Here is a 25,473-nt window from a genome sequence, read left to right as displayed (position 1 = left end):
CTCACTAAACGGATCAACACTCAAAACTCCCAACCGGTCTCGAATTTCATTCTAACAGCACCATGACTAATCTCGTACTCAAGGCGACAGGCAGCGCATTTGATGTTCCCCTAGAATTAGATATGCAGTTGTTGGGGGGACCTCTTTCTTTGACTCTCTCAACAACTCAGTCACTATCTATCAATGATGTCTGGGATCTTTTTAGCAGCCAACTGGAGTCGGCGACGGGGGTTTCGCTTCCGGACATCCCTGCCGGGCCTTGGCAGGCTATCATGGATCGGGACATCACGCCTTCGCTTAGCGTGACACCCAGCACAGCGCAGGGCAATACCGCCGCCTATCTTCAACTGGCACTCGATCAGCCACTGAATATAGGCGGTACCGGCCGTTATGGTCCCGTTGAGATTACTTTTGAGCCCAATATAGAGGTATTGGCTATATTAATTGGCTATGACGGTGATGGTGACGGCCTGACAGTAAAAGCAAAAATCAAAACGCCCACAACGCCATCAGTTTCGGGCAAAACTATTAGTCCGGATGCTGGCACTACTGAACAGCTGGTTAATTTTCCTTTCCCAATACCTTCCCAGAATTCAATTTCGGCTTTCAAGCTGCACTATTTAGGCATCGGCCAGCGGGTAGGTCCCAGGCTTCAGGTTGCCGGATCTGCTAACCCCATGGAGGAAATATTCAACCAACTGGAAAATCAATTGGTGGGCGATGATCCTGCTACCATCATTACCGAGTTGGCTGAAGAGTTTTATCAGCCCGATCGAGACTGGTTTATTGCCGCAGATCTGTCGCTGCGTGAATTCCGTTTGAGAGTTCTTTTCAATGATCCAGTTATGTATGGCCTCGAAATTTCGGTGCCTATGTCCACAACACCGTCATTTTTTAGTGGTCTACTGTTTGAAATTCTCTACCAGAAGCTAGGACCAAATCTCGGCGTTTACTATGGCTCCCTGACGTTGCCCTATGCGATGCGTCGAATTCCGCTTAATGGGTTTATTCTTATACTGCCTAGCTTTTCCATTTGGGTTTACACCAATGGTGACTTTCGGGTAAATGTAGGCTGGCCCGTGAGCCCCGAGCGGTCTATTGGTATCTCTGTCAGTGTTCTTACCGGTTGGGCTGGATTCTATTTTACGAAGTTGCGCAGCGGAAATAACCCAGGTGCAACTCCAAGTGTCAATTACAATCCTATTCTTGAATTTGGTATCGGCATCCAGGTAAGTGCAGGCTTGAGTATCAAGGCCGGGCCATTGAGTGCGTCCTTAGCTGCTACAGTGGCGGTCTCAATGCAGGGCTTGCTGGCTTGGCGAGCCAATGAAAATGGTTCGGGGAATTCCTTAGCCAAACCGCCAGATCACTATTGGTTTGCCGGCGCCGCCAGTATTGCAGTGCTGTTAAAAGGCTCCGTGAACCTGGGAATTATTAAGGCCACTGTGACAGTGAGCTTCACTGCCACTGCAGGTATTGCCTTTGAAACAGGCTATCAAACAGTCATTCCTGTCTCGGCTTCTGTGAGAGTGAGTGTCTCGGTTAAAGTAGTATTTATACGTATCCACTTGTCATTCCATACTACAGTGACCCACACTTTTTATGTGGGAAGTGGTACACCGGCGTCTATTGACGGTCCTTCAGCACCTGGTCTCAGCTTCCCCGAATTTAGTGTAACGGACATACTAACAGAACGGGCCAAAAACGCTTCCCTACGTATACGTAGAGAAATGAAACAGCCTGTCCAGCTTTTACATAATTTCAGTGTTCCAACTCGTTTTATACGTGAAGGTTTTGAAAAAGAACAGTTTACTGATGCACCCATAAAATCGAGTCTAGCGGAGCTGGAAGTGGTTTTCCTGCTTCAACCTACCGTGGTTTATAGCGAGAATACAGCATCAATCAAACTTATTGCTTCGCTGGTGATGGAGAGCCCGGCACCCGGTGAAGTGCCATTAAAGTCGCCTGGGACGGCTACCGGCTATGAACAACTTATTATTAAACTGGTACACTGGCTATTGACATTTGTCCCTCCAACACTTGTTGAAATACCGCTTTCACAAACCTTACAAATGCTTTCTGATGATCTCGGCACCGGGACAGAAGAGCCCGGTCCGCTTTTCGGCGGCACTGATGGTTTTGTGGAAAAACTCAAGGCTTATTTTGAAGATAATCTAGTTTTTAGTATCAGCAGCTTTCAACAGACTTCTGAAGAAGTTCTGCAAACAGCAGCTATATTACCCATGTTCGATGAATTACGTCTGCAAAGCGGCAACAATAGTGTAGATTTCAGTGAATTTAATCGCACCCCGGCCAATTACCTAGAGGCCATCGACATGTATTTTGACAATCTGGGCCTCATCGGTTCAGAAGTGCCGGGGGTCGGCTCAGAAATTCTCGAATCAGCAGAGACTTCGCCATTAACAGGTCCCAGCATGGCGAGCTTTTTGTTTACAGATTACTTTGTTTTGATCGCGCGTTATGTTGTTTCATTGTTGATTCCGGCAGCTCAACAGTATGAGCAAGATATCGATCAAAGACTGCAAAAAGATATTGCCAATGCCTCTGCAGCTTTGTCGGAAGACCCTTTCCGGTATGTCGATTTAGTCAGCGCCCATGCCGCTGCCAGTGATCCAGGGCAGGAACTCAGTACTTTGCTGGATGAACTTGACTATGCCAGCGTTGCGGGGTTCGGTTCACGTTATCTGATGTCAGGCTTGCAATTACCTGAGCCAGATAAGGTGCCGCCTCAATTGAGCCCCGAAGTTATCGCTGATTTTCCCGTGGCTTCCCTATTCGAATTGTCTGGCCAGCAATTTTCGGCCAGTGAAGGGAGCGCTACAGAGGAAGCCTGTTTGAGCTTCTCACCGGGCCAGTCGGCCGCTTGGATTAGCTTTAATGGCGTTAGTCCCGATATGGTGCAAACGGAGATTGAATTACCTACTGAACTACCTTCGGCCCCAAACCCCAACTGGCAGGCGGTTAGATCATCAACTCAACCCACCAGTCCCGCAGAAAATACCATTGATTTCCGTGCACTGCCACCGCTGACAGCCACGCCCTTGGGGTTCAACTTAAAAAACAGCCTTGCTTGGAGCGCGCCGGGTGAAGCGCGTACCCTGTATACCCTACCTCAGCCGCTGATGAATCTAGTTGCGCAGAAGCAGGGCGTGCAACTCGCACTGGAAAGGGTCGACAGCGGAGCAGCTATTCTTGGGGCGGATGTAGAAGCGATTCCAAGTTTGGCTATTCCGCTGTCACTGCGTCAAGTTCAAAGCCCTACAGAGAGCGCTATGGGCCGCTCATCGGGGTTACTCGCGGAAGCTGACTATTCAGCTAATATCTACCAACTAAACGGCACTGATGAAGCCACCCGGGATTTGATTGAACAGGCGTTGAAAAGTGATTTGTCGGATGCAAGCATCAGTTTACTCTACCAGTGCCCCGGCGGTGACAAACTGCGTTCGGACGATTTGGACCCCAGTGTACTGCTGGCCAAATTGAACCTCTCGACTTTAAATCAAGTAGAACAAGTCAGTGCCTTGCACGCCCACACGTTTAGCGTTTTATCAGGAGCAGATAATTCCGACTTCGCTCCCTTAAGCGATGTGAGAAATTTCCTGCGTCTAATATGGGAGCTCAGCGTTGTTCGGGCCCAAGGCTTTTATCTCTATTATAAAACTAGCTCGGGTGAGGGCTTGCCCAATGATCTGTTTGCGGATACCGCCAACGCTACCGACTCTCCGAATGACCCCAACCAAGGCACTGTTCTAGGTACTTCTGGTGGAACCGCTGATTTTACTATTTTGGTTCAGTGTCAGAATGCTGGGAACAATAGGGTGGCTCTTGCCCCCTATGAAAACTCCTTGTGGGTTGAATGTGACAGTCGGGCTCCCACCCTGGCTACCGAAGTATTCGATATGAATGGTGTACCCCTCACCAATTATCAACCCACCTATGAAGCCGGTAATATAGGCTTTGCTATCAATTGGAAACCCGTTAATGATGATGATTTGATCCAGATTCCGGTGAATGGTGATCTGCCACAGATTCGGGTCAATGAACTTTACCACCTGCTTCAGTATCAGCTAGTAAGCAACGGCACTTATGGTGCTTCGGTCTGGAGTTTACCAGTGGGCCCCACCCAGAGCGAGGATGAGGTTTCCCCACAGGTAGATGGTTGTTTGCAACTGCGCCAGGTCATTCCGGTGTTTGCCTTTCTACAGGAAACATGGCCAGAGGTGGATTCCCCAATAATGGCCAATCGCTACGATATTGTCGGCCAGCAAACAGATTTGGCATTCCGGATATGTGATTTATACGGCAACCCGCTGAACATACAATACAGAGATACGATTACGCCGCTCTATAACGATCCTCTTATCAGTCCCGGAGAGTGGCCGGGGGTGGAGAGTGGATTCTTTTTTATTGATCAAAACGACAATACGGCTCTGCTGAAACTGTCTATGGAGTTTAATCCAGGCATAGTCAGCGCTACACACTCACCAGAATTTTCCTCACTTGCTGCTGATGAGAAGCAGCAGTGGCAAGCTATTCAAACGCGCTATCGTTTGATCATTGACCAACTTACCGACAGTAATACCTCTCTAACGGTTACCACCAGCCTGACCGGAACCGTGAGTATTGGTGACCCTCAAAGGGAACTGCTTAACTTTGCAGAGCAGGTACTGGAATATATCAACCAGCAAGTCAATGATGCTGTTTTCAATGCGGTGCCCTCATTGACTGAGCCTACGATTAGCACACAATTTAACTTTCCTGTCGCCTTTAGTGATGTCTTGGAGCAACCAGATGATATTGTTGAGATCACGGCATGCCTGACGATGAAGCGCGACAGCTCACTGGTTTATCCGCCGGCAATGACATGCTTGCCTGCAGCCGCTGAACTGCAATTTCATATCCCAGCAAAACTTAACTTACCCCCTTTCCCTATTGCTCAGGGAATGGCTACAGACTGGATCTCGGAGGACAGTAATCGAATCACTAACTTTGCCCGTTATTTCGAAGCAGCGTTTGCTGGTTTTGATCAGGCTGGAGGTGTATTGAAACTGGCGCAGAGATCAGTCCAACAAGTGGCCGATGACAGTAATCAAGTTCCTGATCTGTGGGCCGTTCGCTTCAGTGAGATTAAAGGCTTTGGTATAAGCTTTTACAGCAATCCGGTTTATTTTGCGCTTCGGCCACTGAATACGACGCCACGCAGCGGTATGGTCAATGATATCCAGTACAATGATATCGATATGGATGCATGGGCCCAAAGCTTTTTGATGGCTGTGGAAGCATTTCTAACGGCAGAATTTGGCATCGCAGTGGCGCTGCTGGATAAGCGTTATAACACTGTTTACTACGATCAGTTAATGGCGAGCAAACAAACTCTTGCGACATCAATACCTAGCGGACTGGTGTCGATTTTAGAGAAGGATGAAGGGCAGGGTGATATCGAAGAAGCTCAGGAGCGCTTGCGGCAAGCGCTATTAGTAAACCTTGCCAGTGCCTACACCATTTCCACTGTTGTTCAGGTGCCCGCAGATATTAGTGCATCAGAAATTATAGATGGCACTCACCCACAAAAGGCACCACAACTGTTTGGCAGCATTGCCCAACCTAATGATGAGGCACTGATTAAAAGCGACGCTGATATCGACAAGTTATACCAGCTCTCAGCGGTTTATCTGAGCCTTGATACAGGCAAGCAGTGGGCAACTTCTTTGCTTAGTGTTACCACACCGGAGGATCACTCCAGTATTCAGCTACCGCTGCAATACAATGTTAGCTACTTGCAACATAACTTTGAAGAAGATAGCGAATTTCTCGGCTACGTACCCAGTTCTTGGATAAAGTTTGCACTGCCCGAAGAGGCGCCCCTGCTGATGCCTATCACTGCCCAGGCGCCACTCAATACGGAAGCTATCATCCCGATCCCCCTGCCTTTTGAACCAGCCTTGCCAACACTGTTGTCCCACAGTGGCACTGGAGCCAAACATTTAACGGAGTTATCCAGCTCTTCAGAGCTTCGCGATGAAATTCTCGATGCGATGGAGTGGACCTATACGGTGCAAATAAGCACCGATATTGCCAGTCAAGATGACTTGTATTTCAATATTATCCGCAACCAACCGATCGCGCCGGGGCAACGGCGAATCACTGCGGCCAGAAAAAATCTAGGAGTTACTGATGCCTTATTTGAAGCTCTTGCAGAATTTCACCAAGAGTATCCGGCCTTGTCGGCCCAATTTAATAATATTTTGTCTGAAGCCTATAGTAGTGGTGCCGCTTCCCAGGGTATCCCTAATGGGGAAGCATCCGAGCTTGTTTCAAGCTTTGTCGCACTGGTAAATAATGTTGCAGAGGCTTGGCCCACCAATTGGGATATCGCCGAAGATTTGTTAGTTGAAGATAATGAGATCGACCATTTCCATCTCACACTGAGCGGAGGCCCTGGTGTCAACACAGCACTGAATACGCTGACACTGCAAGGGCAAACTGATCGGGATAACGATAATCCCGCTATTTGGCCTTCTCTCTCCTTTAAAGATATTCTGAATGGAGATAACTTTTGGGAGCCGGAGCCTAGCCAGGCTACGGAAAAAGATGGATGGTGGGAGCTTCAGCACAGTATCCCAGCTGCCCCCCTGTTTAGTCCTCTAACTTTAACTTGGACACCCCTAGACATACTGGCTTATCAGTCTGCCAATTTCACTTCATGGATTGTTCGCAACGCCGAGTTAGTACCCGATGAGAAAACCAATCCACTGTTTATTTACACAACGGATGAAACATCCTTTGTAAATGCAACTATTCCGTTAGTTGAACGGGAGTCACTTAATCCCGTCGCTGTTGGACCGATGAGTGAGGCTATTTTGCAGCAAGTGATGGAAGATATTATCGAGCCTATTTCTTCGGTCAACTTTGCTGCTATTAATCCCAGGATCAATTTGCGAATTAGTTACGCCTACTCGCTGGTAAGTGATAACAGCGGTAGTAGCCATTTGATGGCTGAAGCTCCCGTTTTGTTAGCCAACGCGCTTGAGTTAGACACGTTTTCTCCATCGACGACAGCACGGAGTGTTGCGTCACAAGTCTGGCAGTGGTTCCAGAATAGCCAGCTCTCTTCCGATAATGCACGGCTCAATATCGGATTTACCTTATTTGGCACAGTTAATGGGCAGCAACTACCATTGGTGCAAATTAATAAGATTACAGTGTTATTTGGAAGTACTTAATAAAAAGGGGGAAGGAATACACTGTGCTCGGGACCTTATGAGGCATGGATGCCGATTACGAGCTTACAGGGATGTATTCACAGCGTGTCTCGAGTTCAGTGTATTCTTTACTTCTGACCCGGTGGTAATAAAAGCGGTGGAGTTGATGATAAAATCATCTGCAATAACCCGAGCGGGTTAGAACAATAGAACCTGGATGTCCCCCCGGCGTAAAGACACTGGACTCGAGTCTATCTCAAAGCGGATATCTGTTGTAGATTGGGATAAAATTCTTCTAACTTCAGGAAGTATCCTTTCCCCTCGTTCTGTGTAAACCACCCATGCTACATTGTTTGGGAATTGTTGTTTTGCCTCCTCTAGATCAGTCTCAGTTGCAGAAGTTTTAAATCCGGCTTCAAGTAAATCTCTAGAAATAGTCTTTGCATTTTCCTGCTGTGCGGCCTTGTTGAATATGAGGATAGAGTAATGCGAATTTCTTTCAAATTTTTCCCGAGTTGCCCTTCTTTCTTTTTCTTGCGCTGGGCTAATAGTTGCACGTGGAATATGTTCGGCCATTCTGTCAATATCTTTTCTATTGGTGGTCAATCTTAAACGCAGCTCTTCCAGTTGGTTATTGAGTTCCGCTTTCTCTGCACCAAAATCCTCCTTAAGTTGAAATTTTGCTCCAGAATCTCCTATCCATATTTCCACGGACCCCCAGATGGATAAAGCAAGTAGCATCGAGCCAAACATTACAAGTACGACACCTCCCAACCCGAAATTTTGATGCTTAATGTGGTTGTATACCGCAGCGAGGAGGCAGATTCCTCCCAAGATGATCCCCACTATCATTGTGGCATTTTCAATGATCATGTATGTCACCTCGCTTTCTCATTTAATATTAATGCTAGGGTCGACTAAGTACAGCTGAAGGTGTTCCAGGAGTCACTTAATGGAATCTTAATCGGTGAAGTGGGTCGTATAATCAGAAAATAGTATGCGGTAGATATGGTTGCTCCAACAAATGTAATTTATTCAGGTTGAATTCGTCGAATGTCTCATCATCCTGCTGTGCATGGCTGACATAAAGTGATTTCTATAAATGTCTTCAAGCTACTAGAGTACCTTTCCAGTCAATATTCCAAATCTCCAGTAGTGAATGGTCGTGGCGGTTTTTTACCTAAAACTTTGCGTAGCAGACTATTCATCGTTGCCGGATCTTCATCGAACCCGCCATGTGTTTTACTCTTGGTGGCATTGGAAGGACTGTAATGGATTTTTACCTCGTTCATTGGAATCTGATCGTTGTAGATCTGCATGCCCATGAGTGCTTCTCCACGCTTTTCCTCAAAAGCATTGGAGACCAGATATAAGAGGGATTTACCATAGACTCGAGCGACATTGTCATCTTCTTCCTCTTCTGCGGACAGATTGTAAATGGTGGTTGATTCTAATTTTTGATTCTTAATCAGTGGTTTGTAAATATGCTGGTAGAGGTCATAATTGGCGGCCGGTGCCAGCAGAGAGCAGCTGGATACTTTGTTGAACATATTGCCTCTAAATAAACGTTTTAACAGGTGTGCTTGAAGTATTGCTCCTGCACTGTGACCAGCCACGTGTAGCTGCTTATTGCCTATTTCATTCAGCGTGTTCAATATGTGTTTTAGTGTGCGTGAGCCATGGCTATCTTGACTTTCAAAAGGTTTTGCCGCATTTTGTTTCATTTCATCCCATATAGCCCGACCCGGAAAACGAGTCATATTTTCAATGCGACGATCGAACCAGTCTCGTATGCCTCCTGCAATGCGCTCGGCACGGGCAGATTTATCAGTCAGAATACTCTTCATAATCTCAAGAAGGCCAGTGTCCCACATAAAATGAAAGGGGTAGATGCGGTTCTCAATAAAAACATTTTTCATCGCTGCGATACGACGCGCCGAGTCCTTCGCAGTATTTAGGCCACCATGTGCATAAAAAAGTAAATGATCGAAATTTGTTTTCTCTCGTTGTAGGTTATCTGCTATAGCCGCGATATGAGATTCATTGCTCCAGTATTTACCGCCGTCACGGAAATTACCATCATTAAGATGTACAAAGTGTCTCCATATCTCATTGCGGCTCGGTGTAGCGGATGCTGCGAGGTTGGCAGTGGACCGGGTACCGGCTCGGCGTAATTGGTCAAATATCTGCGGCGTGGGCAGGGCAATTTGTACCACCCAGGCATCCAGTACTGAGTTTAACCAGTCTTCGTAAGGCCAGAGGGCTTTCCCATTGTCCCCCCAATCCCTGCCCCAGGAATTCTGAACCCAAAATCCCTCGGTGTTATATCCAACTATGGCAAAAGCATGCCCGCCTATCTGTTGTTTATTGGCTGGTATAACGTATTCGCCGTTAGGGTTTCTGCGAAGTTTAAGCCAGCCATCATGGATCATTGCTGATACGTATATGATGTAGGTCTCCTGAAGTGCATAGTGCATCTCTGTAATATCCGGGCGTATTCGATAGTAGGCGCCGATAGTTCGAGACTTAGCATCTTCCAGTTGCTCAAAATTTGGGGTGTTACCATCTTCTTTCTTGTAAAGGGAATCGAGACAAACACCAGTATTCAACCACCCCTTAATCGCTCCCCGACAACTTGACCCCTCATAGGTTTCCCCAGGCCACTCGTCGTATCTGCGCGCCATGTTGTAAATCATCCAGGGGCTGACTAAGACATTTTGATTCTGTTGTTGATACAAACGATTAATTACAGCAGCCAAACCAAATCCGGTACAGGCTCCATCCTGCCCCTGATTGAGAATAGTGAGGTCTTGGGGAGGGGGCATCTGGCAGGGTATGGGAGACAGGCGGGGCTCATAATAGCGATCCCGTAGATCCAGGGCGTCACTAATGACATTAAATTGCTCGCTCAGTTTCTTCATGGCAACTTCTCGGTTTATTAAGCGGACATTCCTTCACTGAGGATAATTCGGGAGTAGCACGATTCCAGCTATTGGCAAGAATAGTAGTTAGATTCTACGCCTACTTTATTATCATGATTAACACAGGATAAACTACCGACTTGGATACTGATCTTTTACTGATCTCTACTATTCCGACGCATAAGATTAGAATAGGAGATTAAAGGCTGGCAAGCGCTATTCAAAGAACGCATTTGTGAGGTCGCCAATGCCAAATTGACACCAAAAATTATCAAGCTTGCACCAGTGTGTTTTTAACTGAATTTAAGAAATAGTTCCTTTTTGAGAGGCTTTACCATAAGTTTTAGTAGAATATCGAGATTGGGCCATCAATAGACAATTGCGGTGCTGAAAACACTACGAAGTAGATTCACAACTACGATAAGTGAGCTTGGAAAATTTGCGTATATGATTCTTAAAAGTTTCTCCTTAAAAGGGTTTTTAAACTGCTCCAATGAGTTTCTGGCTAAGCAAAGGGGTATTCTGTCGTCAATTTTCGGCTTAAAAATCGCGACAATGCGATTGGCGACACGGTTAATTTTTCGGAGCCATGGGTGTGGAAATAGATGCCTGATTAGCTGCCACCCACTGTAAGCAAAGCAATCCATAGACCACAGTTACTTTGAGGAAAGGTAAAGTTACTACGGGGTCAGAAGGAAGGAATACACAGCGCTCGAGACGCGCTGTGAATACGTCCCTGTAAGCTTGTAATCGGCATCCATGCTTCATAAGGTCCCGTGCGCAGTGTATTCTTTCCTTCCCCCTTTTTATTACTTACAAAAACTTTTTAGGGAGGCTTTTTATGGATCGTGCAATATTCTACGACCGTATTCGTGAAGATCTATTCGAGGGACGCCTGAATCTTGAGCAGGTTGAAGGAATGGAGGTGATCCTTAATCTCTGGGAAACCCCACCCGTTCAGCCGACTGGAGATTTGAAGGCACACTGGGAGGTTCGCCATATCGGTTGGCTTGCTTATATGCTTGCAACAGTTTTTCATGAAACGGCATTCACTATGCAACCGGGCACAGAGTTTGGCAGTAATGAACGCTTTACCCAGTTATATGAAGGCCGCAAAGATCTGGGCAATACCAAGGAAGGTGATGGTGTAAAGTTTAAAGGGCGCGGCTATTTACCGTTAACCGGGCGCCGTAATTACGAGCAAATGACCTTAGTCGTTCGTGAATTTTACCCGAATTGCCCTGATTTTACCACGGACCCCGAAGCGGTAAGAGATGTACGGTATGCAACGGTAATACTGTTTTACAGCATGATTCTGGGGTTCTTTAATGATAAAACACTGAAACAATATATTGGCAACCCAGATAAAGGACAGATAGTCGATTACTTCCATGCACGAAAAGTCACTGGCAGCATGCATAAGGCACGTAGTATTGAAATCTATGCTAAGGAGTTCGAACAAGCGTTACTACAAGCCGAGACCAGTCAGGTATCGCCACTGCCCATTGAACCACAACCGGCTCCATCGGTACCTGAAGAGCCCCCAGGAACCGCTCTTCAAATGGAAAGGTCAACCTTCTATGAAGATATACGTAAAGGCATCTTCAAAGGCAGCTTGACCCAGGAACAGGTTAATGGAATGGAGGTTATTCTGAATTTCTGGGAAAACCCGCCGACTCAGCCGAGCGGAAATTTCAAAATTCAGTGGGAAATTCGTAGCATTGGTTGGCTGGCTTATATGCTCGCAACGATTTTTCACGAAACGGCATACACTATGCAACCAATTACGGAATATGGCTCTAAATCTTATTTTACCAGGTACGACTTCCGAAAAGACCTGGGGAATACTGAGCCGGGCGATGGGTATAAATTCCGGGGTCGCGGCTTTGTGCAGCTAACCGGGCGTCGCAACTACGAGAAGCTGACACCGGTGGTACGTGAACATTACCCTCAGTGCCCAGACTTTACCCAAGACCCCGATGCTGTGAAAGTTCCAAAATATGCAACGATCATCCTTTTTTACGGCATGTTCCTAGGAATCTTCACCGGGAAAGCACTAAGGCATTCCATCGGCGATCCAGAGAAGGGACAGATAGTCGATTACCGCCATGCGCGGCAAATTATCAACGCTATGGATAAAGCGGACAATATAGCACGCTACGCTGAGGAGTTTGAGCAGGCACTGGTCAATGCCGGAGCTACAGCCTAATGCAAAAAGCGGCATGTGCGCTCATTGTATCGGCTCTTATTGGCTGCGGCCAATCACTAGATAATCATCGAGAAGCACCGACACAATTCGCGAAGTCTTCGAAAAATGCTGTCTCAGCTGAATCCCCAGTTGATTGCGACCAAATAAAGAGGCCTCTTAATCCATCGGAAAAGCCACCCCGTGGGGAAAAGGAACTGGACAAACATTTCCGCCTCGCTTTCTATTACGAATCTGCTGGCAACTTTGACAGCGCTATAGAACATTACCGGGCAGCTGAAAATTTAGCCATCTGTGATTGTGACCGCGCTCATGCCCTAGCCGGTATAACGGCAGCAACAGAAGCGAAAGAAATATTTCAGCAAGAAGGTATAAATGCCAAGCCAACGCAGTATTTTTGGGGGCGCCTGCAGGACCTGACCCAAGATCTTCCCTGTGTAGACGTCCAGTAAAATACTTTTGTTGACCATCTATGATAAGTCAGGATTTCTAAGATTTTCATAGATAAAGTCTACACAGAGCTTTATTTTGGGAATTTGGTATTTACTGCGTTCGTAAAGTAAGAAGATGCCGATATCGCCACCGGGGCTGACCGATACGGTGCCCTCTGTGGGTACCTCCACCAATTCCCCAGAGTCAAGGAATTCGCAGACACTCCATGAAGGTACACAGAACATGCCGCGATGATTCAGGGCGGCAGTAGATAGAGCCTTGCCATTGTTGCTGATCAGGTGCGGTGAAAGTTTGAGCAGCTCCCAGTTCTCGCCATTAAAATAATACCAGTCGATTGTTCCCCTGGGGCCCCGGTACTGCAAGGTCGGGGAGGACTCGATGGCTGACTTCGCCAATGGTAGCTGTTGCTCCAGGTTGTTGAGAAAATAAGGAGTAGCTACGAGGGTGAATTTATTGTCGTCCAGGCGCTTGGCAATTACGTGCGCATCCGGCGCATAGCCCCCGCGAATGGCGATATCCACCGGGTCTTTACCTAATTGTGCGAGATCGTCGCTGTAGTACAGGTCGAACAGAATATTGGGATAGCGCTGGGCGAATTGTTCCAGCAGCGGAGTTAGGTGCTGCTCGCCGTAAGAGGGCAGGCAGCTGACCCGGATAAGGCCGCTGGGCGCCTCGAATGTCTGACTGACCAGTTCGTCGGCCTGCTCCAGTTGGCGAATGGCTTCGCTGACCATTGAATAGTAGAGCTTGCCCAGTTCGGTGACTTTGACTTGGCGGGTGCTTCGCTGCAACAGATCTATCCCCAAGGATTGCTCCAGGTCACGTACCCGGCGAGAAATGGAGGAAGCGGGCACATCGAATTCCTCAGCTACCGCAGTGAAACTACACAGTTCTGCAACTCGCTTGAAATAGCGCAATGCCCTGATTTTATCCATAATTCCCCGTCAACTGGCTGTCCAGCGTTAAATACACTCCCATTATTGTCAGAAAGACAAAAGACTTCTACCGATACCCACCTATTTCCCGGCGCGTGGGCCGGGCATCATCGTTTCTACCAGTTGAACAGGACAAATATAGAGGCCTATGAAAGCGTTGAGAATGACCCAGTACGGGGAAGTAGATGGCAGCTTGGAATTCCAGGTGGTGGATAAGCCCAGTCCTAAGGCGGATGAAGTACTTATTCGGGTACAGGCCGCAAGCGTTAATCCGATCGATAACAAGATCCTGCGGGGAGACTTTAAGTCCTTCAGTAAGGTGAGCTTCCCGGCGGGCATCGGAAGGGATGTCAGTGGCGAAGTGGTATCTACCGGGGAGGAAGTGACTCACTTCAGGCCGGGGGATCATGTATTTGCCCGTGTGGGAGAGGAGCATGTCGGTACCATTGCAGAATATATTACTGTGCAGGTTTCCCATCTGGCCCGCAAACCACAGAATTTGTCACACCAGGAAGCCGCGAGTATTCCGCTAGTAGGGCTGACCTCTTACCAAGCCCTGGTTCAGGTTGCCGGGCTTAAGCAGGGAGAAAAGGTTCTGATTCATGCGGGTTCCGGAGGTATAGGCTCCATGGCGATTCAACTGGCGAAATCATTCGGTGCTTATGTGGTTACCACAACCAGCACCGCGAATGTGGGCTGGGTTAAGGAGCTTGGAGCCGACCTCGTTATTGATTACAAAAAGGAAAATTACCTGGACCAGCTCTCAGAGATAGACGTGGTGTACGATACGTTGGGTGGAGAATACACTCTGGATGCATTTAAAGTACTTAAGCCCGGTGGGCGGGTAGTCTCTATTGTTGGGGATTTGGACCCGCAGGCCGCAGAGGAGCTGGGCCTGAATTGGTTGATTCGTAAGCTGCTTGCATTGAAATCACGTAAAGTGATGAAAGCAGCCAAGGCCAAGTCTGCTCTATATCGGATGGTGCTTATGCAGGCGAATGGAGAACAGTTGCGTGAATTGGGCAACCTTTATCAGGATAATATTATTTCCCCGGTAATCGACAAGACTTACTCGTTCGAGCAAAGCAAAGAGGCATTTTCCTACCTTGCATCCGGCCGCGCAAAAGGCAAAGTCATTATTTCTATGGAAGAGCCTGCCACCGCTTAAGGTGGCTGGATACTATTCATCTGGCAACGAATTATTGAAACAGATGTGCGAGTCTGCTGGAGTTTGCCGGCTCGTGCCGAACAAAGTCGGCATATTCTTGTATCGCATTAGCCTGCTAGCTTGCCGCGTGAAAAAAAGAGTTCCATTGGTTTTGGTGGAATACCGCCCCTGAATATTAGGGGGCCGCTTAAAATAAAGAATCCCGTTATCTTTCGATAGAGATATGTGATCTATATCACAGTATTCCAGCTAGGGTATCACTAAGGCCTGGAAAATTCCCACCTGTCTGTTTCGCTAGATTTGACTTTCCTCACATCTGCCCATTCTCGTATTCAATACAATGCCGCTGGCTGAAAGGTCCCTGTTTATAGGCATTTCAATGTGGCCCGCAAGGGTCTTCCGCATCGTTTGTGTTCATTGTTAAAGGTAGGGTCAGAGGTAGGTCACATGTTCAGAATTCTACAGGTAACAATCCTGCTGCTGTTGGCTGGCACCCTGTGCGCACAGGATGTCAGTCGTGATGATATCCGAGGTTTGGATGAACAGATCCAGGATGTCAAAAAAGATGTGATCGATTTGACAACGACCCTGGCACAGTTGGAAGAGAAGTTACTGTTCCCATCCAATACCCAGGTAGCGTTTTTTGTATCCATTGCGGATGAGCAGCCGTTTGAGCTGGAATCAGTGGAGGTAAAACTCAATGGCGAGATCGTTGCGCACCATTTATATACCTACCGCGAGATAGAATCCCTGCAGAAGGGAGGGGTGCAAAAAATTTACACTGGCAATGTGCAGGCAGGTGCCCACCCTCTGGAAGTACGCTTTATCGGCAAAACTCCTTCCGGAAAAGAATACCGGTCCAACGCCTCCTATCAGGTGGATAAGGCCGTGGGGCCAAAGTTTGTCGAGATCAGGATTGCCGGAACCGAGTCCGAGATTAATTTCAAGGACTGGTAATGATGCTTACTCCTTTGCTATTGGTGCTGCCCGGTTCGGTCAGGATGACATTGCGGGTCCTCGGAGCCTCCCTTTGCACCTTGCCAGTTTTTTTCGGTGTGGCGAATGCCGATGATAAGGAGGGGCTGAACGACCTGTTTTTTGGTGCGGCTATGTTTCACGCCCACCAGGAAAACTATTTTGATGCGATTGTGGCTCTGGATACCGAGCTGGTCCAGTACCATCGCTTGGATGAACCGGAGCTGGACCCGTTCAGCGCCCACCTGGGGCAGGCGGAGTTCTCCGTTGGCGATCTAGAGCTTTCTTATCGCATACACCGGGAAGCGGGTCGCGCAATTGAAGCTGTACTGAAAGGTAATGTTTCCCAATCAGTACGCAATGAGGCCGCCTACCGCCTGGCCAAGATTCACTACCATAAGCAACAGCCCGTTAATGCTCTGCACGCATTGGAAATGATTGAGGGGCGGGTACCCGAGCGTGTGCGTGCGGAGGAACAATTTTTACGCGCGCGGGTTTTTATGCAATTAGGACGCTTTGAAGCTGCCGTTGAGCTGCTAAAGGATCTGAAGGGGGAGGAATCCCTAGAGGGATTTGTCGAGTTCAACCTCGGTATCGCCCAACTGAAATTCGGTGAGGAAGCGCGCGGTGTGTTGGAACTGACTGCTCTGGGTAAAAATCGGAGTAATGATCCCGCTGAGCAGGCGCTGTACGACAAGACCAACTTGTTACTCGGCTCCCACCTGATGGAGGCCGGTGAACTGCAGCTGGCTCGCCCCTATTTTGACCGTGTAAATCTCGAGGGCCCATTTTCCAATCGGGCGCTGCTCGGAGCAGGCTGGGTGGAGGCCCGTGCGGGTCGCTTTGATCGGGCACTGGTGCCCTGGAAAATGTTGCAGGATCGCAAAGGCACCAATGAATCTGTACAGGAAGCCATGCTCGCCGTGCCCTATGCCTATGGCAAGCTGGATGTGCACAGTACGGCAGCTATTCACTATGGCCGTGCACTGGATTCCTTTGGCAAGGAGATAGATACGCTAACCGCTTCGATCAATAGCATCCGCGAGGGAAAATTTCTCGAAGCGCTACGCCGCAAGGAAGCCACCCAGGTCCAGAATTGGGTGGTGGCGTTGCGCAACCTGCCGGATGCGCCGGAGACCCATTACCTGCTGGACTTGATGGCGTCCAACGATTATCAGGAGTTCCTGCGCAATTACCGCGATTTAAATGACCTCTATGAGCGCAACGAAGAGTGGTTGAAAAATCTCACGGCTTACGAAGATATTATCAGCATTCGCAGGGCCTATTACGAACCCCTATTGCCACAACTTGACGAGCAATTTCGCAAGCTGGATGCCCGCATCAAATTGCGTATAGAACAGCGTGACAAATTTGCCAGCCGTATCGAGCAAATGCTGATCTCGCGGCGCCCCGAGTATCTCGCCACTGCTGGTGAGCAGGAGGCGCGCCTGGAACTGCTGAAGCTGCAAAAGCAAATTGTGCAGGATCCTCAAGGTTTCACTGAGGTGACCCAAAGCAGGGTGGAGCGGCTCCAGGGTGTGTTGGATTTGCGTCTTTCCACGGAGTACGACCAGAGACTCACCGAAGCCTATAAACACCTGCAGCAACTCAATGAGGAAATTGAAAAGCTGCAATCAGTTTATCAATCCTATGTTCGTAGCCGCCAGGCTGCCACTCACAGTTATACCGGCTACAACACTGATATTACCCGACTGCGCGCACAGATCCGTAGTACGCAGCAGCGTCTCGAAATGCTGATGGCGCGCCAGGGTAGTATGCTCGAAGCCCTGGCAATCCAGGAGTTGCAACGTCGTCGCACGCAGCTGGAAAGCTACCAGATTAAAGCGCGCTTTGCCCTGGCTGATAGTTATGACCGCGCCAATGAATTGCAGGAGCGGCGTGAGGACCAGCGCAAGATCGAACAACATCGTGTGGAACAAGCCGAGTCTCTGCCCGAGAACAATCCCCCAGAACTGGAAGCGGAAGATGGCAAAGGGGATGAAGCATGAAGCCTGTGTTTGAACTCAGTTTGTTGGCTGTGGCTACTTTTCGCCGTTGTGTCTCAGCAGTTGCCGTGGTGCTGTTGCTCAATGCTTGCGCAGTGAATAACAGTAAGACCATTGGAAGCCTGCAACATGTCGATATCGAAATTAAAGAGGAGTATATCGACGGAAGCCTTGAAAAGGCCCTGGCTAGTTACCAGCACTACCTGCAGGAAACGCCCGAGTCGAATCTCACTCCTGAGGCCATGCGCCGTATTGCCGATCTGAAAATTAAACAAGCCCACCGTGCGGAGGATGCCGCCATTGACAGCGCCGTCAGCCCAACCAGTGCGGCGAATGCCAGTGGTGCAGTTGTTGCCATAGACGCCCCTGAACTGGCTGCGGGAAATATTCTCGATGCCCCGGCTGAAGTTGAAATCCCGGTTGCCCAGGTGGCAGCCCCTGTGGAGCAGGAAAATAGCGGGACAGAGTCGGATGCCGAGTTTGAAGCCCGTGCCACTGGTAATGTTGAGGTCGCTTTCGACAATACGCCACTACAGATGCCCGCAGATGACCCCGATGCGCTGATGTCCGCCAATGCCCGAGAGGCGATCAATCTGTATCTCGACCTACTTAAAAAGTATCCACTGTACGACCGCAACGACCAGGTGATGTACCAGCTCTCCCGCGCCTATGAGGAAGCGGGTCAGATCGATGCTGCGGTGGATATATTGCGCCAGTTGGTGGCTAAGTACCCTGATTCCCGACATATCGATGAATCCTGGTTCCGCCTGGGCGAATATTATTTTACCCGCAAGAAGTATCTGGATGCCGAAGAGGCCTATGGCAAAGTAATCCAAATCGGTGTGGTTTCCAGTTTCTACGAGCTTGCATTGTATAAGCGCGGCTGGTCTCTGTTTAAGCAGGATATGTATGAGATGGCGCTCGACGACTATATCGCCATGCTTGATTACAAAGTCTCGCAAGGTTATGACTTTGACCAGCAGAGCAATGAAGTAGAGCGCAAGCACGTAGACGATACGTTCCGTGTGGTCAGTTTGAGTTTCTCCTACCTGGAAGGCCCCGACTCCATTGTCGATTACTTCTCCCGCAAAGGTGCGCGCCAGTATGAATACTTAGTGTACAGCCACTTGGGTGAGTACTATCTGGATAAGCGTCGCTACCAGGATTCGGCAAAATCCTACAACGCATTTGTTGAGCGTAACCCACTACACAAGGTTTCCGCGGACTTTTCTATTCGAGTGATCGAAATTTACGGCAAGGGTGGATTTCCCAAGCTGGTGCTTGAGGCCAAGAAGTCCTTTGCCAATACCTATGCGCTCAATGCCGAATACTGGGCGGTGTTCGATATCAATGAGTACGGAGAGGTTGTCGAGTTCCTGCAGGCAAACCTGATCGACTTGGCCAGCCACTACCATGCCGCCTACCAGAATAAAAAGCTCAAGGATAAAAAAGCCGATCACTATCGCGAGGCGATTCACTGGTATCGCAGTTATCTGCAATCCTTCCGCGAAACTGAGCGGGCGCCGGAAATCAATTACCAACTGGCCGGCCTGATGTTAGAAAATCGCGATTTTCATGGTGCCGCGCTGGAGTATGAGCGAACCGCTTACGAATATCTTGCGCACAAGGATTCCAGCGAAGCCGGTTACGCCGCGGTCTATGCCTATCGTGAGCATTTAACCAATAACCTGAAAGAAGCTTCTGCGGATCAGCGTGCGCCACTGTTACGGGAAATTATCCGCTCATCACTCACATTTGCCGATACCTTCCATGAGCATGAAAAAGCCCCGCAAGTAATGTTGGGCGCGATTGAGGACCTGTATGGTCTCAAGGACTATACACTCGCTATTGAAAATGGCCGCCGGTTGCTGGAAAAATTCCCAGCGGCAGAGCAGGAGATTCGTCGCTCCAGCTGGATGTTGGTGGCTCACGCATCATTTGATGTAGAGGCATTTGCCGATGCGGAATTGGCTTACGGGGAGACCCTGAATCTTACCGCAAGCGATGCCAAGGATCGTGCAGGGCTTGTCGATAACCTTGCGGCGTCTATCTACCAGCAAGGTGATATGGCTCGCAAACAGGAAGATCATGCGACTGCTGCAAGTCACTTTCTGCGTATCCGCGCTGCAGCCCCGGGGGCAACTCTATTGGCTACCGCGGAGTACGATGCTGCCGCCTCACTGATCATTCTGAAAGATTGGGCTCAGGCTGCGACGGTACTTAACAATTTCCGCACTCATTTCCCCGACCACAAATTGGCGAAAGACGTCACCAAAAAGCTGGCGGTAGTCTACCAGGAAAGTGGCGAACTGCTATTGGCCGCTGCCGAGTTTGAGCGTATTGAGCGTGAGTCTGAGGATGAAGAAGTCCGTCGTGAGGCTCTGACTCAGGCGGCTGACCTCTATAGCGCAGCGGAAGATAACCAAAAAGCGTTGGCTGTACTGCGCCGCTACGTGGATTTATTTCCGAATCCCCTGGAGCCGGCTTTGGAAACGCGGCAAAAAATCGCCGATATCTACAAAGCGGCCGGAGAACAAAAGCTTTATATGAATGCACTGCGTGAAATGGTCCGTATAGAATTGCGCGGCGGTTCACAACGCAGTGACCGTACCCGCTACCTCGCCGGTAATGCCGCGCTGTTGTTGGCGGAGCCGAGTTACAACGCCTTTACCCAGGTTGCATTGGTCAAACCGATTGAGCAAAACCTCAACCTGAAGCGTAAGCGTATGAAAACGGCCATTAGCGCCTTCACTGACTTGATTGATTATCAAGTGGCTGATGTCACTGCGGCGGCTACTTATTACCTCGCGGAAATCTATTTGCACTTCAGTCAGTCACTCAAAGACTCTGAGCGCCCCACTAATCTAAATGCGCTGGAGCTGGAAGAGTATGAGTTGGCGCTAGAAGAGCAGATTTATCCGTTTGAAGAAAAGGCGATTTCAGTGCACGAGAAGAATGTCGAACTTCTGGGGGTGGGTATCTATAACCCTTGGGTCGATAAGAGCATTGGCAAGCTCGCAGGATTGATGCCAGCTCGGTACGCGCGGGTCGAGGAAGCGGGTCAATATCTGCAGAACATTGTGCCGCTACCGCCAGAGCCTGAGCAGCTGAAGGCAGGCGAAGCGGTATCCGGTCGGTAGAAATTTGAGTTGGCCCGGACACTGGTAAGGATACTGGGTTGATAACAGCAAGTAAGGCGATGAGAGCTATGCAAACGAAACTGCGAATATTTTTCCTGATGGGGCTTGCACTGCTAATGACCGCTTGTGCTGGCACCCAGACAACCACCGGCAAAATTACTGATTACTCATCGGTGCGAATTTCCGGCAGTGTAAGCCGGGATTTCGAACGCTCTCTCCAATACTTGGCAGATAAGGAGTATGAGTCGGCCATTGAACTTTTACAGTCAGTGGTGGAGCGCGAGCAGCGCCTGCCGGCGCCCTATATCAACCTCGGAATTGCCCACTACCAGGTTGGTGATGAGAAGAATTCAGAAGCGGCTTTTCTCAAGGCCCTGGAACTCGATGCCGAGCATCCGGTGGCGACCAATGAGCTAGCGGTGCTCTATCGCAAGCAGGGGCGTTTTGCCGATGCGCGGAAAATTTATGTGAATGCCTTGGCAGAAAATCCCGAATATCTGCCTTTAATTAAAAATCTCGGCATATTGTGTGATCTCTATCTGCAAGATCTCCAGTGTGCTCTGGCACAATTCCAACATTACGTGCAATTGGAGCCGGAATCCCAGGATGTCTCCATCTGGTTGGCGGATCTTAAACGGAGGGCGGGCAAGTGACATTGAAGTTTAAATGGGTTTTGCCGCTGGTTGTCGGTATCAACACACTCCTCCCTGCTTTCGCCCAGTCTGAGGGAAAGGGAGTAAAAGAGCCCACGGAAACGAAAGTAGACTCAAAGATCAAAGAGTTGTCGGGCATTTCCATTATTGGTAACAAAGAAGCCCCCAAGTCTCTCTATATTGTCCCCTGGAAAAGTTCCGAAGTGGGTGTCGAAAGCGATCTCGTCTCCAGCCTGATGGACGACAAACTCAAGCCGCTCGACAAGGAAGTTTTCATGCGTGAGCTGGAGTTCTACCAGCTCAGCCTATCCGGCGATTAACGCCGTCCTTTCTCCGGCTCCGGAGCAGCAATGAATTACTGCAGTATTTCTCAAGAGGGTTTGTAATGGACTTTTTTAATAGCGTCATCGAATTTTTCCAGACCGGCGGTACATTTATGTACCCCATTCTCGTGGTTGCCGCACTGGGTAGTGCTGTCGCCATCGAGCGATTCATTCGACTGCATTATGAGCGCTACACCAATCGCAGCATGTGGGACAAGCTGCAACCTCTGTTGGCATCTGCCGATTTTGACCAAGCGCGCAGCCTGGTTAAAGAAGATAACTCCAGTGTGAGCAAGCTGTTGTCCATGGGGCTCGCCCGTCAGGGTACCGTACGCCGTCGCGAAGATATTGAGATCGCGATGGAAGAGAGCATGATGGAAATCATCCCGCAGCTGGAAAAACGCACCCCCTACGTGGCTCTCTTTTCCAATATCGCTACGCTGCTGGGTTTGCTCGGAACCATTATGGGGCTGATTGAAGCCTTCACTGCAGTGGCCAATGCTAACCCGGCGGAGAAAGCCGACTTGCTCTCCGCAAGTATTTCTGTGGCGATGAACACCACCGCTTTTGGTCTGATGACCGGTATCCCCCTGTTGATTGTGCACGCGCTGCTTAACTCCCTGACCGGCGAACTTATCGACAGTCTTGAGATGGTTTCTGTTAAAGCCTCCAATCTGATTGGCAGTTCAACCCGTCGCCGCTTTGAGATTGATGTGCCGGTCAAGCGCGGACAAGAATCTAATGAGAAGCCGGCTCATGACAGTGAAGACAAAGCTGAACCGGAAGCCGAGATAGAAACCGAGACCGAGGCCGAAACTGAAAAACAGCAAACGGAAACTGCGTAATGAGAAGGCGGCGCCACGGGAGAGATAAAGAAGCCCCGGAGCTGGACATCACCGCCTTTCTGAACCTGATGGTGGTACTGGTGCCCTTCCTACTGGTATCGGCCGTGTTTTCACGGGTGACAATCCTGGAGCTGAATATGCCGAGCGGAGCTGGCGGCGGTGCTCCGGATGACCCTACGGTGACGGTAGAGGTGGTGGTGCGCGAGCAGGCTCTGGAAATCAGCGATGGAGAGAAGGTGATCGCGCGCTTCCCTAACCTAAATGTCACTGAAGAGGGCGAGCCCGTCCAGTCGGAAGTGGCTGTGGAGGAAAGCGCGGAGCAGAATGCTGAGCTTGCAGTATTGCCGACAGCAGAAGTTTACGACCTGAAAAAACTTACCGAGTTTTTACTACAGGTGAAAGCCAGTTATCCGGAGAAGACCGATTCCATCCTGTTGATGGAAGCAGATATCGCCTATGAACACCTGGTAGGTGTAATGGATACCGTACGCGGTGCTGAAGTTCGGGTTGAAGGTAGTGACCCCAATGATCCCTCAGCGGTAGAGAAGGTGATTCTGTTTCCCGATATTTCCATAGGAGATGCGCCGTGAGACATGAAAGCCGACGCATGAAGCGCATGGCTCGCAGCCACAAGCGCAAAAAAACCTCGGGTATGAATCTGACGTCTCTAATGGACGTTTTCACCATCCTGGTGTTTTTCCTCCTGACCAACACCTCCAGCAATGAAGCGTTGGAGCCACCTAAGATAATCACGCTGCCGGATTCGGTAGTGGAGACCAAGCCCAGGGAAACGGTAACCCTGATGGTGACGGCTGAGGAGATCCTGGTGGAAGCCAACTCCGTTGTTGCCACCAGCGAAGTGCTCGAGAGTGAGGAGGTCATTATCGAGGCTATCAAACAGGCGATGATTGCAGAACTGGATAAGGCGATTGGCGTGGCTCAGGTACAGGCTCAAGGGGAGGGCGGAAGAGACGAAAGCGAGCAGGGGGCTGAACCACCGGAAGTCAATATTCTTGCGGACAGGGGCATTCCGTTCAGTTTGCTTAAAAAAGTGATGTCCAGCTGCACTGATGCGGGCTACACCAAGGTATCACTGGCGGTTATTCAGAAAGCATCTCAGGGTTAGTGGAAGTTTGTGAGTAATTTTCTTCAACAACAGCGGGCGGTCAGCGAGGCGCTTGATGCGGTTCGCCAGCGAATGCATTTGCTCGAGGATGAGCGGCGGCAGATCGAGGAGAAGCTGGCTGAATTGCAAGCCAATGGCACTAAGTACCAGCTACTCGATGAAATTTCTGAGCGCCTGCGCAAGCTCGAAGATGCCGGCGCAGGGGAAATGTTCTGGGCCGAGGATTATCGGGCAGACGCCTCAGAGCAGGTGATAGAGCGGATCAGGGAGTCGACCCGCGATTTCAACGATAACCTGGATCAGTTGCACCAGGGTCGCAGGAATATCCTCGATAATATCGAGTACTACAACGAGGAAATCTTCACGCTGGATGAGCGTGCCGACAAGCTGCGTCGCGAGGAAGAGGAATCTAAGTTTGAATTCGAAATCACTCGCGAATTCGAGCAGCCAGAGTTTCGCCCGATGGAAATGCCCTGGCATACCAAGGGTGAGGACGAAAAACGTTTCCGCATTTGCGTATTTGTCTCTCTCTTTATGGCCGCACTGTTGGGCTACCTTGTGCCTCTGTATACCCTGCCAGAACCCGAGACTCAGGTGGTCGAGATTCCTGAGCGTTTGGCCAAGCTGGTGATCGAGAAGAAATCCAAGCCCAAGCCACCGCCTGAACCGGAGAAGGCCAAGCCCAAGAAGGAGGAGAAAAAGCCTGAGCCCAAACCTGAGCAGAAAGTGGCCAAGCAGGACCCGAAACCTTCCAAGGCGGAGAAAAAGCAGGCGCGCAAGAAGGCTGAGCGCGCAGGCGTGCTGGCATTCAAGGATAACTTCCAGGATCTTATCCAAGATGATCTGGATAATCGCCTCGGTCAGCAGACCCAATTGAGCACGGCGGGTAAGAAAGAGAACCGCAGTCAGCGCTCGCTGATTACCGCAGCCGCGAAAGCTGGCAGTGGAGGTATCAATACCGCGGAGCTGAGTCGCAATGTGGGCGGCACTGGTTCATCCCTGGGCGGAGTGGCCTTCTCGCGGGTAGAGAGCTCCATCGGTACCGAGGGCGACTTTGCGGGTGAGGATCGACCGCTTAGCGATGGTGTGGGTCCGTCCCGTACTGATGAGGAAATCCAGATTGTCTTCGACCGCTACAAGGCCTCGCTGTATCGCATTTACAATCGTGAACTGCGTAACAATCCGGCCTTGCAAGGCAAGATGGTCTTAAAGATAACCATTGAGCCGGATGGTTCGGTATCTCTTGCGCAAGTGGAATCCAGTGATATGGATTCGCCAGCACTCAATGCCAAAATTGTGGCGCGGGTCAAACGGTTCAACTTCGGCGAAAAGGCCGGTGTTCCAACGATCACCATTCTTTTCCCGATTGACTTCTTCCCGAACAATTAAACGTCTGGCCCCCTTCCCACTTATGCGGGAAGGGGGCTGTCATATTTAAAAAGAGCTGGGGGCAACTTTGCTTGTTCCAGTCTACTGCTTCACTCTTTCTCGTGCCCCAG

General features: G+C 49.5%; 16 protein-coding genes. 13 read left to right on the top strand and 3 right to left on the bottom strand.

Annotated features, from left to right (window positions below; all coding sequences use genetic code 11):
- Nucleotides 1–62: 62 nt before the first annotated feature.
- The gene (locus ACCI49_RS13555; RefSeq protein WP_371839552.1) at nt 63–7,244 is read left to right on the top strand and encodes a hypothetical protein; all 7,182 of its coding nucleotides are present in this window, start codon (nt 63–65) and stop codon (nt 7,242–7,244) included.
- A 177-nt stretch (nt 7,245–7,421) separates the two neighbouring features.
- Here the strand turns inward: ACCI49_RS13555 and ACCI49_RS13550 are convergent, their stop codons facing one another.
- A complete protein-coding gene (locus tag ACCI49_RS13550; RefSeq protein ID WP_371839551.1) occupies nt 7,422–8,096 on the bottom strand; it encodes a hypothetical protein in 675 nt (224 codons plus the stop codon).
- A gap of 260 nt (nt 8,097–8,356) precedes the next feature.
- Nucleotides 8,357–10,144, bottom strand: coding sequence for a C1 family peptidase (locus ACCI49_RS13545; protein WP_371839550.1), 1,788 nt, complete (start codon nt 10,142–10,144; stop codon nt 8,357–8,359).
- Nucleotides 10,145–10,985: 841 nt separating this feature from the next.
- Here ACCI49_RS13545 and ACCI49_RS13540 point away from each other — a divergent pair.
- Nucleotides 10,986–12,353: a hypothetical protein gene (locus tag ACCI49_RS13540; protein WP_371839549.1), complete on the top strand. Its 1,368-nt coding sequence runs from the start codon at nt 10,986–10,988 to the stop codon at nt 12,351–12,353.
- A complete protein-coding gene (locus ACCI49_RS13535) occupies nt 12,353–12,802 on the top strand; it encodes a hypothetical protein (RefSeq protein WP_371839548.1) in 450 nt (149 codons plus the stop codon). Before ACCI49_RS13540 ends, ACCI49_RS13535 begins: the two co-directional genes overlap by 1 nt.
- An 18-nt stretch (nt 12,803–12,820) precedes the next feature.
- Here the strand turns inward: ACCI49_RS13535 and ACCI49_RS13530 are convergent, their stop codons facing one another.
- Entirely contained in the window at nt 12,821–13,738 is a 918-nt protein-coding gene (locus tag ACCI49_RS13530) for a LysR family transcriptional regulator (protein ID WP_371839547.1), read from the bottom strand.
- A gap of 148 nt (nt 13,739–13,886) precedes the next feature.
- On the opposite strand from ACCI49_RS13530, the gene ACCI49_RS13525 reads away from it, so the two are divergent.
- The 10 genes from ACCI49_RS13525 to ACCI49_RS13480 all read left to right on the top strand — a co-directional run bounded on the left by ACCI49_RS13525 (nt 13,887) and on the right by ACCI49_RS13480 (nt 25,363).
- Nucleotides 13,887–14,906, top strand: coding sequence for an NADP-dependent oxidoreductase (locus tag ACCI49_RS13525; protein WP_371839546.1), 1,020 nt, complete (start codon nt 13,887–13,889; stop codon nt 14,904–14,906).
- Between the two features lie 447 nt (nt 14,907–15,353).
- Nucleotides 15,354–15,863: a hypothetical protein gene (locus tag ACCI49_RS13520; protein ID WP_371839545.1), complete on the top strand. Its 510-nt coding sequence runs from the start codon at nt 15,354–15,356 to the stop codon at nt 15,861–15,863.
- Nucleotides 15,863–17,890, top strand: coding sequence for a tetratricopeptide repeat protein (locus ACCI49_RS13515; RefSeq protein WP_371839544.1), 2,028 nt, complete (start codon nt 15,863–15,865; stop codon nt 17,888–17,890). The genes ACCI49_RS13520 and ACCI49_RS13515 overlap by 1 nt, the downstream gene beginning before the upstream one ends.
- Nucleotides 17,887–21,027: a tetratricopeptide repeat protein gene (locus ACCI49_RS13510; protein WP_371839543.1), complete on the top strand. Its 3,141-nt coding sequence runs from the start codon at nt 17,887–17,889 to the stop codon at nt 21,025–21,027. Before ACCI49_RS13515 ends, ACCI49_RS13510 begins: the two co-directional genes overlap by 4 nt.
- 68 nt (nt 21,028–21,095) lie before the next feature.
- Entirely contained in the window at nt 21,096–21,680 is a 585-nt protein-coding gene (locus ACCI49_RS13505) for a tetratricopeptide repeat protein (protein WP_371839541.1), read from the top strand.
- The gene (locus ACCI49_RS13500) at nt 21,677–22,000 is read left to right on the top strand and encodes a hypothetical protein (protein ID WP_371839539.1); all 324 of its coding nucleotides are present in this window, start codon (nt 21,677–21,679) and stop codon (nt 21,998–22,000) included. Before ACCI49_RS13505 ends, ACCI49_RS13500 begins: the two co-directional genes overlap by 4 nt.
- Before the next feature lie 65 nt (nt 22,001–22,065).
- Nucleotides 22,066–22,848 (top strand): MotA/TolQ/ExbB proton channel family protein, encoded by a 783-nt coding sequence (locus ACCI49_RS13495; RefSeq protein WP_371839538.1) that lies wholly within the window; start codon nt 22,066–22,068, stop codon nt 22,846–22,848.
- On the top strand, nt 22,848–23,438 hold the full coding sequence (locus ACCI49_RS13490) for an ExbD/TolR family protein (protein WP_371839537.1): 591 nt from the start codon (nt 22,848–22,850) through the stop codon (nt 23,436–23,438). The genes ACCI49_RS13495 and ACCI49_RS13490 overlap by 1 nt, the downstream gene beginning before the upstream one ends.
- Nucleotides 23,435–23,974, top strand: a complete 540-nt coding sequence (locus ACCI49_RS13485) for an ExbD/TolR family protein (RefSeq protein WP_371839536.1) — start codon at nt 23,435–23,437, stop codon at nt 23,972–23,974. Before ACCI49_RS13490 ends, ACCI49_RS13485 begins: the two co-directional genes overlap by 4 nt.
- A 9-nt stretch (nt 23,975–23,983) precedes the next feature.
- On the top strand, nt 23,984–25,363 hold the full coding sequence (locus ACCI49_RS13480; protein ID WP_371839535.1) for an AgmX/PglI C-terminal domain-containing protein: 1,380 nt from the start codon (nt 23,984–23,986) through the stop codon (nt 25,361–25,363).
- The last annotated feature ends 110 nt before the right edge of the window (nt 25,364–25,473 follow it).

The organism is Microbulbifer epialgicus, from assembly GCF_041447265.1.
Lineage (GTDB): Bacteria > Pseudomonadota > Gammaproteobacteria > Pseudomonadales > Cellvibrionaceae > Microbulbifer > Microbulbifer epialgicus.
Note: the sequence above shows the minus strand (reverse complement) of the source record. Positions and strands in the feature narration are given on the sequence as shown.

What these genes read in the sequence shown, in the direction of transcription:
- ACCI49_RS13515 (WP_371839544.1), top strand. Translation starts at nt 15,863, where the DNA reads ATGATGCTTACTCCTTTGCTATTGGTGCTGCCCGGTTCGGTCAGGATG.
- ACCI49_RS13510 (WP_371839543.1), top strand. Translation starts at nt 17,887, where the DNA reads ATGAAGCCTGTGTTTGAACTCAGTTTGTTGGCTGTGGCTACTTTTCGC.
- ACCI49_RS13490 (WP_371839537.1), top strand. Translation starts at nt 22,848, where the DNA reads ATGAGAAGGCGGCGCCACGGGAGAGATAAAGAAGCCCCGGAGCTGGAC.
- ACCI49_RS13530 (WP_371839547.1), bottom strand. Translation starts at nt 13,738, where the DNA reads ATGGATAAAATCAGGGCATTGCGCTATTTCAAGCGAGTTGCAGAACTG.
- ACCI49_RS13525 (WP_371839546.1), top strand. Translation starts at nt 13,887, where the DNA reads ATGAAAGCGTTGAGAATGACCCAGTACGGGGAAGTAGATGGCAGCTTG.
- ACCI49_RS13550 (WP_371839551.1), bottom strand. Translation starts at nt 8,096, where the DNA reads ATGATCATTGAAAATGCCACAATGATAGTGGGGATCATCTTGGGAGGA.
- ACCI49_RS13540 (WP_371839549.1), top strand. Translation starts at nt 10,986, where the DNA reads ATGGATCGTGCAATATTCTACGACCGTATTCGTGAAGATCTATTCGAG.
- ACCI49_RS13495 (WP_371839538.1), top strand. Translation starts at nt 22,066, where the DNA reads ATGGACTTTTTTAATAGCGTCATCGAATTTTTCCAGACCGGCGGTACA.
- ACCI49_RS13555 (WP_371839552.1), top strand. Translation starts at nt 63, where the DNA reads ATGACTAATCTCGTACTCAAGGCGACAGGCAGCGCATTTGATGTTCCC.
- ACCI49_RS13505 (WP_371839541.1), top strand. Translation starts at nt 21,096, where the DNA reads ATGCAAACGAAACTGCGAATATTTTTCCTGATGGGGCTTGCACTGCTA.
- ACCI49_RS13520 (WP_371839545.1), top strand. Translation starts at nt 15,354, where the DNA reads ATGTTCAGAATTCTACAGGTAACAATCCTGCTGCTGTTGGCTGGCACC.
- ACCI49_RS13535 (WP_371839548.1), top strand. Translation starts at nt 12,353, where the DNA reads ATGCAAAAAGCGGCATGTGCGCTCATTGTATCGGCTCTTATTGGCTGC.
- ACCI49_RS13545 (WP_371839550.1), bottom strand. Translation starts at nt 10,144, where the DNA reads ATGAAGAAACTGAGCGAGCAATTTAATGTCATTAGTGACGCCCTGGAT.